Source organism: bacterium, from assembly GCA_039961635.1.
Taxonomy (GTDB): Bacteria; 4484-113; 4484-113; order JAGGVC01; family JAGGVC01; genus JABRWB01.
This window is the reverse complement of sequence record JABRWB010000010.1, coordinates 1-13,223: the sequence shown is the minus strand read 5'-3', so window position 1 is coordinate 13,223 and position 13,223 is coordinate 1. Positions and strand designations below refer to the sequence as shown.

At 57.1% G+C, this 13,223-nt stretch carries 12 protein-coding genes and 1 tRNA gene; 2 read left to right on the top strand and 11 right to left on the bottom strand.

Features of this window, described 5'->3' with window-relative positions:
- Positions 1-179 precede the first annotated feature (179 nt).
- Positions 180-251: transfer RNA gene (locus HRF49_01745), tRNA-Thr, on the top strand.
- 81 nt (positions 252-332) lie between these two features.
- Here HRF49_01745 and HRF49_01740 read toward each other — a convergent pair.
- The 8 genes from HRF49_01740 to fliF all read right to left on the bottom strand — a co-directional run bounded on the left by HRF49_01740 (position 333) and on the right by fliF (position 8,796).
- Entirely contained in the window at positions 333-1,676 is a 1,344-nt protein-coding gene (locus HRF49_01740) for a SpoIID/LytB domain-containing protein (protein ID MEP0813374.1), read from the bottom strand.
- Positions 1,669-2,079, bottom strand: coding sequence for a hypothetical protein (locus tag HRF49_01735; GenBank protein ID MEP0813373.1), 411 nt, complete (start codon positions 2,077-2,079; stop codon positions 1,669-1,671). Before HRF49_01735 ends, HRF49_01740 begins: the two co-directional genes overlap by 8 nt.
- Positions 2,076-3,155, bottom strand: coding sequence for a hypothetical protein (locus tag HRF49_01730; protein ID MEP0813372.1), 1,080 nt, complete (start codon positions 3,153-3,155; stop codon positions 2,076-2,078). The genes HRF49_01735 and HRF49_01730 overlap by 4 nt, the downstream gene beginning before the upstream one ends.
- 31 nt (positions 3,156-3,186) lie before the next feature.
- Entirely contained in the window at positions 3,187-3,702 is a 516-nt protein-coding gene (locus HRF49_01725; GenBank protein ID MEP0813371.1) for a hypothetical protein, read from the bottom strand.
- 91 nt (positions 3,703-3,793) lie between these two features.
- Positions 3,794-5,122 carry a FliI/YscN family ATPase gene (locus tag HRF49_01720; protein MEP0813370.1) on the bottom strand — a complete coding sequence of 443 codons (1,329 nt, stop codon included), beginning with the start codon at positions 5,120-5,122 and terminating at the stop codon, positions 3,794-3,796.
- On the bottom strand, positions 5,119-6,003 hold the full coding sequence (locus HRF49_01715; GenBank protein MEP0813369.1) for a hypothetical protein: 885 nt from the start codon (positions 6,001-6,003) through the stop codon (positions 5,119-5,121). Before HRF49_01715 ends, HRF49_01720 begins: the two co-directional genes overlap by 4 nt.
- 94 nt (positions 6,004-6,097) lie before the next feature.
- Positions 6,098-7,105, bottom strand: a complete 1,008-nt coding sequence (gene fliG, locus HRF49_01710; protein MEP0813368.1) for a flagellar motor switch protein FliG — start codon at positions 7,103-7,105, stop codon at positions 6,098-6,100.
- Positions 7,106-7,218: 113 nt separating this feature from the next.
- Positions 7,219-8,796: a flagellar M-ring protein FliF gene (fliF, locus tag HRF49_01705; protein MEP0813367.1), complete on the bottom strand. Its 1,578-nt coding sequence runs from the start codon at positions 8,794-8,796 to the stop codon at positions 7,219-7,221.
- A 299-nt stretch (positions 8,797-9,095) separates the two neighbouring features.
- On the opposite strand from fliF, the gene HRF49_01700 reads away from it, so the two are divergent.
- Positions 9,096-9,287, top strand: coding sequence for a ferredoxin (locus tag HRF49_01700; GenBank protein MEP0813366.1), 192 nt, complete (start codon positions 9,096-9,098; stop codon positions 9,285-9,287).
- 95 nt (positions 9,288-9,382) lie between these two features.
- Here the strand turns inward: HRF49_01700 and HRF49_01695 are convergent, their stop codons facing one another.
- From HRF49_01695 to HRF49_01685, 3 genes are all read right to left on the bottom strand, one after another.
- Positions 9,383-10,729, bottom strand: coding sequence for a tetratricopeptide repeat protein (locus HRF49_01695; protein MEP0813365.1), 1,347 nt, complete (start codon positions 10,727-10,729; stop codon positions 9,383-9,385).
- Positions 10,730-10,803: 74 nt separating this feature from the next.
- Entirely contained in the window at positions 10,804-12,126 is a 1,323-nt protein-coding gene (locus HRF49_01690) for a caspase family protein (GenBank protein MEP0813364.1), read from the bottom strand.
- Positions 12,127-12,312: 186 nt separating this feature from the next.
- Complete coding sequence (locus HRF49_01685; GenBank protein MEP0813363.1) at positions 12,313-12,834, bottom strand: hypothetical protein; 522 nt, start codon at positions 12,832-12,834, stop codon at positions 12,313-12,315.
- Between the last annotated feature and the right edge of the window lie 389 nt (positions 12,835-13,223).

Sequence of the window (13,223 nt, the reverse complement as noted above, 5' to 3'; positions counted from 1 at the left end):
CCGGACTGCGCTTGAACTGCCGGTGAATCCGGCGATTGCAGCAACAACTCGCCGGCGGAAGAATGAAAAGCGCCGACCCCGGCAAGCAGCAAAGCAACGGCGAGCGCCGCGAACCCGTGCCGCAACATCCAAATCCGCTTGACACCCAAGGCCGAATTCAATACCATTCTGCTCCTCGCGCCGACGTAGCTCAGCGGCAGAGCAGCTGATTCGTAATCAGCAGGTCATCGGTTCAAATCCGATCGTCGGCTCTTGCCCCGCCGCCTCCGCCGGCGCGAAAACGCGCCGGGCGTCAATTCGATTATCGGCCGAAAACGAAGCGGATTGACCCTCTACTCCATCACATCTTCCATCTTCACGATGGATACGCCCGTGTAATAATGGAGGAGGATGTCCAGGTAGTTTTTTCCCTGGCTGGCCATATACATTGCGCCCCATTGCGACATGCCGGTTCCATGACCGTACCCGCTGCCGCGAAGAACAATTCTTGCCGGCTTGAACCGCTGACCGAGCGCGGTCATCTGCTTTGGAGCGGGTTTTATCGTTGATTTACCCGAAACGTAAGTTTCCCTTACTTTCCGTTCGCCCGATTTAAATTTTCCTTGCAGCGAAAGTTTTTGATGTCCCGCAAAAGGAGTTTCCTTGTCCCAGGCGATTCCCCCCTCGAATTTCAAATCGAACATAGTGCTTTTCACCGTCGAAATGCCTGCAATCTTGCGAAACTCGTGCGCGGTCATTCCGAAGCTCGCCTTGCTCGTTGTAATGGTCACGCCAACGCATCGCCCTGTCTCATCCACAGGTGCGTCGATGCCGAGAATTTCGCCGCCGGGCAGTTTTGCCGCATCCAAAACGGCTCTTAATTCGTCCGGCGTCCATGAAACTTCCCAGGTCGAATAGGGCGAGTTCGGCGCAGGGCTGGGAACCGGCTTCAAATAAGGCGCGCTGCCCTGCTTCGTGAATCCGCCGGAATCAGCGTGATAATACGCGATAATCGGCTTGCCTTCGTAGATGGCAATCTCGCCCGCGGTTTGGGCAACCGCCGCGTCGGTTTCAGGATGCTCCGCCTTGACTCCGTTGTAAACTTGGTCTGCGGTGGTCGCCACCACGTCCCACGAATTCGTTTCCTTTGCAATCATACGGCTGACCGCGTAAGTCCGCGCCGCCACCGCCTGGGCTTTTATTGATTCCATTGGCCATGTATACGGAACCTCCGCGGGCACAACCCCGCGAAGATACTCATCCACATCGAGAACGTTGATGACCATAACGCCCTTCCCGCCGGATTTGACCCGAATCATCCCACGGTATGGCGAACCGTTCCAAACCAGAAATCCGCCACCTGCAGGAACAACCGTAAACTCGTCCGATAATCCTCCCTTGTATTTTACTTTGCCGGATGAGGCTTCGAATTTAAGCGTGCCGGAAACGCCGCGCGAAACCTCGGCGCCTGACGAGCTTGAAACGTTCGCTCCGCTTTGGGAAGAAACTTCGGCTGATTTGCCCTCCGAAAGCAAAACGCGGATTGGCCGCGCGGCAGGATTGGCGAATGCGGGTTTGGCTGCGGCGTAACCTGCGTCGCCTTCGCATGAGCAAAAAGCGAACGCGGCCAAAGCGGCTGCGGCAAACAAAACAGCGTTTCTGACTGCAAAAAACACGTTTGGAATAATACTACACAATATCCACGCCGCCAAAATCGGACGGCTCGGAACAGTTGTCGGACGGCCGCGCCGCACGCCTGTTCGCACGCCGCTCCAAATTGCGCTCCCAAATCGGACGGTACCACTCCGGCAGCTCGGCGGCTCCCGCACCCAGATAAATTTCGAACATACCAAGAAGCCATTCCTCGTCGCGTCCCATAGCGGGCGCGAACGGCTTGCCGTCAACCGCCGCGATGAGCCTTTTGCATGCGAATTCACGGCACGCGCCCGGACGGTCGTCCGCCGAAAGCTCGCATCCGTCAGGCGTCAAGTGCGCGCAAGGATAAAACTTCGGTGCCCCATGTTTGTGCTGCCACGGCAAACAGCACAACCCGCACTCGGCGCAAAGCTCATGGTCCAGGATTAGCCTTTCCGCGCTCACCTGTGCAGGAACTTCCGCTCCCTGGCGATAATCTCCTGTTGATGCTCGCCGAGGTATACCTTGTCGGTCATCTCCCGGAGCGTTCGCATCCTTCCGTCTTCCAAAAAATAAACAGGCGGAATCGCGCCATTGCCCAAATCCGCAACCGCGCCGGGCTGGAAATCCGCGCTCATTTCAAGCCGTTTTTTGCTGATTGGATTTCTCGGAAATATTTGGAGCTTCTCGAAGATTTCCAATCGTTTGTCCCAGGACAGACTGGCCAAATCCTTGGGCAACAACGGCTCCAAATCGGCCATGAACTGCCAAAGCCCATAGGAACGCGGCAATACCTCTTCCAAAAGAACGGCGGTTCTCATTATCATTTCGTCGCTCGGTTTGATTTTGCGCACCAGGGCAAAGCGGGCGGATGCAAGCGAGTACGGGCCGGTCTGATAATGGTCGTAAAAAACCGTGTCGTTCATCCAGATTATCAGCTGCAGCGAAGCTCCCTTTTGGGAATAGAACAAAACATTGCCCGGCTCCATACAACCAATGGCAATCGGATCCAGTTGGGGAGGATCAAATGTTATCCGCCGCTGCTGCTGCTGCTGCTGCTGGCGCGGTGAATTTTGTTGGGATGATTCCCCGCCCTCGCCTTCAGCGCCGGATGGCTGCTCGCCCTGTTCGGGATTGCCCAATTCCCCCCCAACCGGCGGACCTTCTGATTTTAATTGTTCGGCCATGAACTTCGCGTATTGATCAGGAATGAAATCGCTCGGCCCCGGTGTATAAGCCACTTGATCCAAGGGCTGTCCCGTCAACAAGTTGTTCATGTCGGCAAGCCAATACGGGCTTGCCTGAAGCGCGTAAAGATCGACTGGGTACGTTCCTTTGTCAAGATGGTATAGATCGCACATATAGGCTATCGCTGTTATCTGCGCCTGCGCGAGCGCCCGAAACTCGTCGTTGGGTATCGGCCCCTTGTCTCCCGGCTCGATCTTTTGAAGATCCTCGATGCTTTCGGGGGGCATCGGCCCCAGCGGCCCTTGGGAAAAAGCGGTTTGAGCGGCTATCAACAGGCAAACTATTACAATCATGCCAAGGATAGGCCTACTCGCCCGGCGGTTTTCACATCTCATTCCGATTTTCAGCTCCTTTGCGGGCATACTTTTGCAACGCAGAATCATCCAGCTCTTTTTGAATCGCCCGCTCCTGTTCCTTCAAATACTCGGCATGCTTCCTTTCCCTGAAAACGGCAACAACCTTTTTGCGCTTGACTTTTTCAAGCAGATCCAGCCTGGCGGATTCTTCAATCTTAACAGCGGCACTTAATTCGACTTTGGCCAAGCCTATTTTGCGCCGTGTCGAGTGCGCGTTCATATCCAGATTCTCGAGATCGGTAATCGACAGCCTTTCGCCCTCAAAGAACCTGGCCGAACGATAAATACGGTCAAGATCCTCCCGCCTGTCGGCCAATTCGCGTTCCTTCCCAAGCCGGAACTGCTTCTTTAGCGCGTGCTCCCGCGCCGAGAGATCCATCTCGATTTCCCTGACGCGCTCAACTTTGGAAAGCTTGAACTCGAATTTGCGCATAGCTGGCAGCCTAAGCGTAATGCCGGCAACGGTGATTTTACCAGCTTTCATTGCGGCGCGGCCTGGCGCGTCTCCGCGGCCTGGGTCGCGTACAGCCTTCGGCAGGCGGATGCCGGCCCGACGCGCTACTGAATTTGGCTCACTATGCCGAAGCGCGAGGAGTCCTCAACGCCAGGAAATCCGACAACGCCATATCGTAGTTTTGGCGCTCGTCTATTCCTTGCTTGAAAAACGCTATCAGCTTGTCGATATTGTCCACGGCAAAGTCTATTTTCGGATTGGTGCCGCGTACATACGCGCCGATGTTTATCAAATCCTCCGAGTCCCGGTACGTCGAAAGAATTTCGCGCGCCCAGGCGGCAGTCTCCAATTGCTCCGCCTTTACGATTTCCACCATCACGCGGCTGATGCTGGAAAGCACGTCCACGGGCGGATACTGGTTACGCTCGGCAAGCTTCCGCGACAAAGTGATATGGCCGTCCAAAACGCTTTTGGCTATGTCGCCCACCGGCTCGTTGACATCGTCGCCTTCAACGAGCACCGTATAAAGCCCCGTTATGCTTCCTTTGTCCGTTTTGCCGCAGCGCTCGCACAATTGAGGGATTTTGGCGTAAACCGAAGGCGTATATCCGCGGGTGGTCGGAGGCTCCCCCATGGATAGTCCGACTTCCCTTAGCGCGTACGTATAGCGCGTAAGCGAATCCAAAAGCAACAGCACGTCCTTGCCCTTGTCGCGGAAATATTCCGCGATGGTATGCACAACAAGCGCGCCTTTGACACGCATAATCGGGGATTCGTCGCTGGTCACCGAAACGACAATGCTTCGCTTCAAACCTTCTTCGCCAAGCGAGCCTTCGATAAACTCCCGCACCTCTCGACCCCGTTCCCCGATTAATCCCACGACGTTTACATCAGCGCTTGAATTACGGGCTATCATTCCGAATAGCGTGCTTTTCCCGACCCCGCTGCCGCTGAAAATACCAAGTCTCTGGCCCTTGCCCCAAGTGAGCATGCTGTCAATCACTTTTACGCCGCTGTAAACGACTTCCCGAATCAAAGGACGCTCCAGCGGCCGCGGCGGATCCTGAGCGACATCGCGCCATTCGCTGCAATCAATAAGCGCACCCTTGCCGTCAATCGGCTGACCCATTCCGCCCAAAACTCGCCCCAGCAATCCTTCGCCGCAAAGCACTCGAAATCTGTGACCTGTGGGAACGACGCGAGAGCCCACGGACAAGCTTTCAATATTGGGAAACGGCATAAGCAAGCAAGCGCCGTCTCGGATGCCGACCACTTCGCAAGGTATGCTGTTCGAATGAGGATAGTCGGTTTGAATATGGCAAAGCTCGCCTACAAAAACGCGCGGCATTTTTGCCTGGATTATGAGCGGGCCGACGTCGGTGACCCGCCCCGTAACCACCGGTTCGGCGGCGAAACTTATCGACTTAAGGGCTTTCGCAAGTCCGCTCACGCCCCGCTCTCAAAAAATGATGATTTGTTCTCCGCAGAATCCTCTCCGGCGGCGCAATTATCGAGCCGGTTCATTTCGGTAGTGATTTCGTCCAGATATTCCGCGATCATCCGATCGAAGGTCAAGTCGACACACACGTGGCGGTCGGTCACGATAACGCCGCCGGAGCCGATGGATGAATCCGGCGCAAACTCAAGCTGTCCGCTTCCCAATCCGAGTTCGCGGATCGCCCCCTCGAACATGGGATCTCGTGTTATAACTTCGTACTGCAATGGGTTTACTTTCACAACGAGCCTTGCTCCCGAATCGAAATACCTAAGGCTGTGACTCACAAGCTTGGCGACGATCGACGGCTCGCAAGTAAGCTCCCTTTGAAGAAGCGACCGGCATATAGAGCCGATTGCATTTGCAAGCACCGATTCTAGGCGCTTCAAGTGAGAGTCCCTGAATTCCTCTACCGCATCGGAAGCGCGATTCAACGATGCAAGCCCGGCCATATACTTATGAACAATCTCGTCGCGCACTGATGCGCGAACTGACTCGGCCTCCGATTCCGCAATTGTCTTGGCCTCCGCGGCCATTTTCGCCCTTATCGCGCCTGCCTCTGCCTTGGCTTGGGAGACAATCTCGTCCGCTGTGCGCTTGGCCGCGGCGATTATCATCTCGGACTCGGAGCGGGCATTGGAAACAAGGCTTTCTGCCTTTTGGATGCAACGCTCGACGATGTTTCGAAGCGCCTCTTCACTGTAGCGGCGCAATACGTCGTCCTTTTCCAGAAGCTGGTCCAGCGGATGGTTTGACGGAGGAACGCCGGTACCGCAGGCAAGCCTTCTCGGCGCGCCCGCCACCACGGCATCCCCCTTGAAGTAACCGCGCTTCAATCGAATCTCCGCTAGAGCCGCCGGGCCGACGCCCGCGGTTTTTACCCCAAACCTAATTGCGGATGCGAATGCTAATCCGGCAACCCCTTGCCGTTTAGACGAACTGGTCCTCGCCGCCGCGGACCACGATTATAGCACCACTTTCCTCAAGATGACGCACCACGTTGACGATTCTCTGCTGTGCGTCCTCCACATCACGCAGCCTCACCGGGCCCATGTACTCCATTTCCTCCTGAAGGGTCGCGGCCGCACGCTGTGACATGTTCTTGAAAATCTTGTCCTTTACTTCGTCGGTCGCGTTTTTCAATGCAAGCGACAGGTCCTTGGTTTCAACCTCGCGCAAAATCTGCTGGATCGCCCTGTCGTCGAGCATTTTGATGTCTTCGAATACGAACATCTTCTTCTTTATTTCCTCGGCAAGCTCCGGGTCGGTTTCGTCCAGGTTCTCAAGTATGGCTTTTTCGGTTGCGCGATCCACCCGATTAAGAAGCTGCACAAGCGATTCCAGCCCGCCTACCTTGGCGAACTCGGTTGAAAGAACGGTCGAAAGCTTCTGCTCGATCACTCGTTCGACTTCCCGCACCATTTCCGGGCTGGTTCGATCCATCATTGCGATCCGCTTCGCGACGTCGATTTGAATTTCGGGCGGAAGCCCGGCCATGACCTGAGCGGATTCCTCCGGAGGCAGATAAACGAGAATCAGCGCAATCGTCTGCGGGTGCTCGGACTGAATGGAAGACAGTATCTGCACAGGATCGGTTTTGCGCAGGAAATCGAACGGCGTGGAACGGATAATTCCGGAAAGCTTGGTCAAGATCTCGTTCGCCCGATCCGAGCCAAGCGCCCTATCCAGCACTCCCTTTGCATAACCCACCCCGCCCTGGCTTATGTAACTCTGCGCGAGCAGCATTTCGTAAAACTCCTCCAGTACCGGATCCTGCAACTCCGGAGGCACGCTTTTCATGCTCGCCAGCTCAAGCGTAATGTCTTCGACTTCCTCCTGCGAAAGAGAATTGAGGATTGTGCTCGCGGCTTCCTCCCCCAAGGTGATGAGGAGAATGGCAATCTTCTGCTTTCCGGTTAAGTCCTTTACCGCGACCAACGGATCCTCGCACGGGTGTGGAGCGGGCGCCCGCCCCGGATAACAACTGAAAATATAACATCAATTATCCCGTTTTGCACGGACACTCAAGTTTGAAGCCGTCTGTCAATCCTCTAATCCTCCAAAAGCCAGTTTCGAATGATTTTCACTACTTCCGTTGGATCGTCCCGCACCTGAAGAATTATCTCGTCTTTCATCTGTTGTTGTTTGGTTCGCGGAATCTCCTTAATCCTGCGGACGCCGTATACGTCCACATCGGCACGCTCTTCTTCCGCAGAGGTAATCGCGAGGTCGAGCCGCGGCACCTCTTCGGCAATGTCCATCGCCTCGAATGCCATCTTGATGTTCGGAGAGAACGAATTAACCATTCCGCGAAGCACCAGCAAAGAAATAATCACGATCAGCGCGGCAAGGCCGTACCGGATGTAATCATCCAGTTTTTGCCTTCCCACCGCCCTGCCCACGACTTCGGCTTGAACCGGCGTCACGGGGGCAGGCGGTTTTCCGGTCACCACAATCTTGTCGCCCTCGGTAATTCTTGCACCGATCGCGCTCGCGACAAGCAGCTCCGCCTCGCTTCGCTTCTGCTCGCTGAACTCGGGGTCGGTAATTACTATGCTTATAGAGCGGCCCACAATTGTTCCGCCGGGAAGTTCGGTGGAGACCACTTCCCTGTTATTGTCATATGTCCGGTCAATTGTTGAGCTGGTTTCCTTTTCTGACGTGCTGCCTGTACCTCCGACAACACCCACATAGCCGGGGATATTGGAAGTTGTGCCGGGAACGCCGCCTTCCTCGCCGGATGAAGAGTCCTTTGTGGTTTCGGACATCCGTTCCGTTTTTACAAGCCCTTTATCGCCGGCCGACGGCGTGTAAGTCTCGCTTTGCTTGCTGCTTTTGCTGAAATCGATCTCGACCGTCGCCGCGGCTTCGACCGTTCCCTGGCCGTAGCTTTTTTCAAGCACCTTAATGGCCTTCAGTTCCAGGTCGCGCTCCACCTTGCGCTTATACGCAAGCTGCTCGTCGCTGAATCCCAGCGTGCTTTCCGCTCCATACAGAAGGTTGCCCTCGCCGTCCGTAACCGTGATGTTGTCGTCGGTCAAATTCTCGACGGCGTGGCTCACCAGATGGACTATTCCCTTGACTTGCGAGTCCCTAAGCCTCGTACCCGTCTGGGTATGAATTACAACACTGGCGGAAGCCGGCTCCGGCTCTTCCAGAAACGAATCCGGCTGCGGCATGACGAGATGCACGCGAGCCGATGTCACTTCCGGAAAGCCCATGATCGTGCGAGTGAGTTCGCCTTCGATCGCCCTTTGATAGTCGACGCGCTGCCCCGCTTCCGTGATTCCCATCTTGTTCTTGTCAAAGACCTCGAATCCGACAACTCCTGTTGCCGGCAAACCTTTCCCCGCAAGCTCCACACGCTGCTCGGCAACCCTTTCAGCTTGGACGAAAATGGTTTTGCCGTCCTCCGAAAGCCTGTAATTGACGCGGTCGGCCCGAAGCTCGTCAATGATCCTCGCCGCGTCCCCAGGCGACAAATCGGTGTAAAGGGGCGAGTAGCTGGCAGGTTGCCAGAGCGCGATCATCACGACGAACAGGCTGACGAGCAAAATGAACGCCGCTGTTATGAAGAGCTTGGTCGGCGCGTTCAGCTTGTTAAAAAGCGCTGCGATTCTGTCAACCACCGGTATCACCTCTTCGGGCGGCGGAAAAGAATCGGCCGCCCGGAATGCATCCGTAGGCGGCGGATTTGAAGCGCGGAATACTCTGTCGCGGCACCGGGCCGCAACTCACATTATATTACAATCAATGCAAAAATCCAAGTGTCAAGGAATTGCCGCCTTTCCAAACGGCCAACTGAAAGCGGTTCCTCTTGTGAAGCAGATTTCAAAGTTCGAATGCAGTCAAGTTCATTCCAAACAATAGGGCGGGGCTACAGGTATTGCTTTCGGGGCTTCTGCCCCGGATACCGATGCAAACGATTATGACGATTTCAAGAGTTTGGATTGAAGAAGGCTGCATTGTGTGCGACGCCTGCGAGGACGTCTGCCCGGAGGTGTTTCACGTGCAGGATGACAGCTGCACCGTGCGCGAGGGCGTAAATTACAGTGAGTTCATTGACGCGATCAAAATCGCTGCGGAAGACTGCCCGACCGAAGTAATCAAGTTTGAATAGGCTTTGCATTGTAACGGGGACTCGCCTGCAAAACCGTTATTGCGGTTGTTGCCGCTGATATGGTCCAATCCGCCCTTGCTGCGGGCGATCGAAACCTAGTCAAGCTCCCCGTTCATCGCAGCGATCCATTCTTTCACCTTTGCGTGGTCGCCCTCCGGATCGCCCGGAGTCAAATCCAAGTATATTCGAAAGTGTCTTTCGGCCTTGCTGAAATCCCTGATACGGTAATAGCACAATCCAAGGTTATACTGGGCCGAGGCGGTCTGGGGGCGCACAAGAACCACCTTTTCGAACTCTTCCGCGGCTTCCGAGTAGCGCTCCTGCAGCATCAACGAGCGTCCCAGTGCGAAGCGCAGCTCCACGCCGTCCGGCGAGAGCTTCAGCCCCTGGCGGAGCGACTGCTCGGCGCTTGCAGGTTGGCCGTCGGCGATCTGCGCAAGCCCGTAATACAGCCACGACGCCGGGTCGCCGGAGTCAAGCTCGACAGCCCTGCCCAGCTCCTTCTTGGCGGCTGCGATTTTACCCTCCCGATAAGCGATAACGCCCAGATAGAACCTGGCCGGAGCATACTTCGGCGAGCGGGTGGATAGCTCGGTAAACACGCTCCGGGCTTTTTCGTATTCCGCCTCGGCGAAGTGCAGCCGGCCCAGGGCGTCCCTGGCCCGCAAATAATCCGGAGACTGCTTCAGGCACTTGTCGAGCGCGTCCTTGGCGGCCTTGCGCTGCTCCTTGGTCGTTTCGATGCCGCCCTGCATCGCCGTCACGATGCGCAGTCCCTGATTGCACAAAAGCCACGAATCCACCGAATACGGCTCGCCCTGGTCCAGGTAGTCACGCTCGGCGTCCGTAAGCGCGGCGCCGATGCCGGCGAGCAATTTGAAGCTGATTTCGCTTACAAGAGCAGGCAGAAGCGACTGCGAGCCTCCCGCGCTCGCGCTGACGACCGCCTTGCCCTCCATGTCGAACACCGTCGCACTTACGTCCGCGAACGACGATTTCAGATTGACCACGCCGGTCACGGCGTAATTGGCGCCAAGCGATTTGGCCACCGGAATTAAAGCATCCTGGGCGGAAATGCCCGGCGATTCCAGAAATTTCCCGCCCGCCGCCTTGGCGAGCGTTTCCATCGTGACGGCGCGCACCGACTTCAGCCGGTAGTAGTCATCCACCAGGCGCGCCGCTACTCCGAATCCCGCGGCCGCTCCTTCATCCGGCATCGCGGCCGTTCCCGCGAACGGCGCGACCACGATGAGCGGAATCCCCAGCATCGTGCCCCTCGCGCCGGGCTGTTTGGGAGCTTCCGGCAGCTCGACAAGCACGTCCTCGGCCAGCATCTCGTCGGGAGAGGATGCGGGCGCGGCAGCTGCGTCCGCCGAAGCGGACTGCGGCGCCGCGGCGAGCGCCAGAATTAATGCGAACAATAGCGCAAAGCGGTGAATCATCGGCCGGATTCTAGCACCAGCTAGACGGCGCGGCTTGCATTCGCGTTCTGATCGAACCCATGCGCAAACGGAAACTATTCCTTTCCCCCGCCGTTTTCTCCGTCCGATGCATCGTCCCCGGACTCGGACTCCTGCTGCATCTGCTGTTCGCGCTCGACGAATTGCTGCACCACCAGCGGCAATTCCTCGAATTCCGTGTCAGGCATCTGAACAAAGTATGCGGGATCGGCGCGCTGCGCGATTTTGCCGAGCGCGGAAACCTCACCCGCTTTTATCGTCACGCGGGTTTCGACGGGCAATCTCCCGCGAGCTCCCACGGTTACACGGTACTCGCCCGGCGGAAGTTCGAGGGACAGCGGAACCGGATTAGAGCCGAGGTCGGTGCCGTCCGGCGCGATTATCCTCGCATAAGACAGCGGAGCGAGGTTGTCTATAACCAGCCTGCCCCCACCAAGCGCGGACGAAAGCTCCGGAAGCGACTCGCGCTCCGTCGGAGTGAGAACCGCGCCGCCCGCGACGGGAGGGGCCGCGGCCTCGTCCCGCGCTTCCGCGCCGAAACGCGCCGACGTGCAAAGCGCGTAATCCTTGACGGAAAGGGTCACAGCGGCGGCCTGCGGCTCCTGCCTCGCGCCCAGCCGCGCCGCGAATACGCGCACCCTGTCCCTCGCGTAAACGAACAATTCGCCGACCGACAGAATCCCGTCCGAATTCGCGTCGCCGAAGCTAGACAGCCCTTCGACGACGTAGTAAGTGAATAATCCGCTTTCGAGATCTGCGACTTCCAGGCTGGGCTGGTCGTGCGCGCTCGCGGTAAGCACGACCTTTCCGGTGACGCTCGCAAGTTCGCCCCAGAAACTGTCGCCGCGCGCGGCGGCCGCGCTCGCGCCGAGCGAGCGCCCGCCCGGCGTGCCGCTGAAGCACGCGTCCAAAATGGTCACCACGTGCTCGCATGGAAGATACGCGATCATCTCCGCGACCTCGTTCATCGAAACCGCGGTATCCGCAAGCAGGTCGCGTTTCGCATCGGACGGCACCAGAAAGCGCTTGACGCCGTCCTTTTCCGAGTCGTCCTTCACCGGCCATCCGTGCCCGCTGAAGAAAACGATCGCAAGATCGCCCCGCCCCGCCTGCTCCGGCAGCCAGGTTCCCAGCGCGAACCGGATGTTCGCCGCGGTCGGCCGCAGGTCGCCGTGTGCTGCCAGCAAAAGCGCGTTTTCGCGGCGGAACGCGGCTCCGCCGCCTCCGCCGTTTCCGCCCGCCCCGAACGAACGCGTTAGCGCGCCCAGCATCGCGCGCGCATCGCGCCCGGAGAACGAAAGATCCGGCAGCGCGGGATCGGCGTATTCGTCCGCGCCTATGAGCACCGCCCAGACGTTGCGATGCGACGGCGGCGGCACGACCGCCGGGACGAGTACGTCCGCGGCGCAGAACGCGAGCAGCGCAAGTGCGAGCGCCGCCGCGAAGGGCCAAGCATGCCCGGCGGACGCACGGAAAGCCGGTTTTGGATCGCAAAAGATGACGGGGATTGTAACGCAGGCGAAACGGATTGGTTTAGCCGGCTTCCGCGCGCGTCCCTTCCTACATCATCGCCACCCCAACGGGTGTCGCTTCGCTTGCCCGCCGGGGAACCGTCTCGTTCCGCTTAAATCCAGCGCGCCGCGGTCGCTTGGCAGCGCAATCGTGTTTTCGGAATAAGTCGGATTCCTGTGGCTGATATAGCCCGGCTCTCCAGAGCGGGGAACCTCGGAAACCGTCGTCTGGGCCATGACTGTCGGCGCAGCGCCGTTGACGAGAAAGGAGGGCTGGCGTCCCGCCAGCAATCGCCCGCAGGGACGGCGGGCCTCCTTACCCTTGGCGGCTATCGCTTCGGTGTCTCCGGCTGCGGAAGTGCTTGGGTTGTACGTCCTGCGGGACGGGGATATCTCGTCGGTTACGTTTATGAACTGCGTGGCGGAATTCGTCTGCACCTGCTGGCTCTCGACCGGCCGCAGCGCATGCGGATGGTTCGTCCACGTGGGAGCGGTATTGCTGTTGGTTGCGTCTATGTTCCCCACAAGCTGAAGGCCGTTGCGGATGCGCCAATTAATTAATGTGCATTTCTGCATTATTTAATTTCTTGACAATGATCGCTATTAGCAAATTTAACTGGTATGAACATCATTGCTGCGTTCATTAATATTATTGTAAGAATAAATGGCCAAGTGACCCAAGGAGGATCAGCAAACTCGTGATAGTATAAAGCAATATAAAAAGCGTAACATAGGGCAACAAATGATAGACAATTGCTTACAATGGACATTTTCTCGCTTGCATTAGATTTATATTTTGCCAAATAAGGCTTAGTTAGTATCCAAATCAGTATAAACGGCAAAAGGAAAAGGCCTGCAAACTGAGTGTACAACTAGCCTTCATGTCTGACGTATAATAGGTTTTCAGGCAAGGAGGTATGGAATGGCAGAAGCAGCGGTGAAGGCGAAGGCGAAGGTTGGATCCA

What these genes read in the sequence shown, in the direction of transcription:
- HRF49_01730 (MEP0813372.1), bottom strand. Translation starts at nt 3,155, where the DNA reads ATGATTGTAATAGTTTGCCTGTTGATAGCCGCTCAAACCGCTTTTTCC.
- HRF49_01725 (MEP0813371.1), bottom strand. Translation starts at nt 3,702, where the DNA reads ATGAAAGCTGGTAAAATCACCGTTGCCGGCATTACGCTTAGGCTGCCA.
- HRF49_01700 (MEP0813366.1), top strand. Translation starts at nt 9,096, where the DNA reads ATGACGATTTCAAGAGTTTGGATTGAAGAAGGCTGCATTGTGTGCGAC.
- HRF49_01695 (MEP0813365.1), bottom strand. Translation starts at nt 10,729, where the DNA reads ATGATTCACCGCTTTGCGCTATTGTTCGCATTAATTCTGGCGCTCGCC.
- HRF49_01685 (MEP0813363.1), bottom strand. Translation starts at nt 12,834, where the DNA reads ATGCAGAAATGCACATTAATTAATTGGCGCATCCGCAACGGCCTTCAG.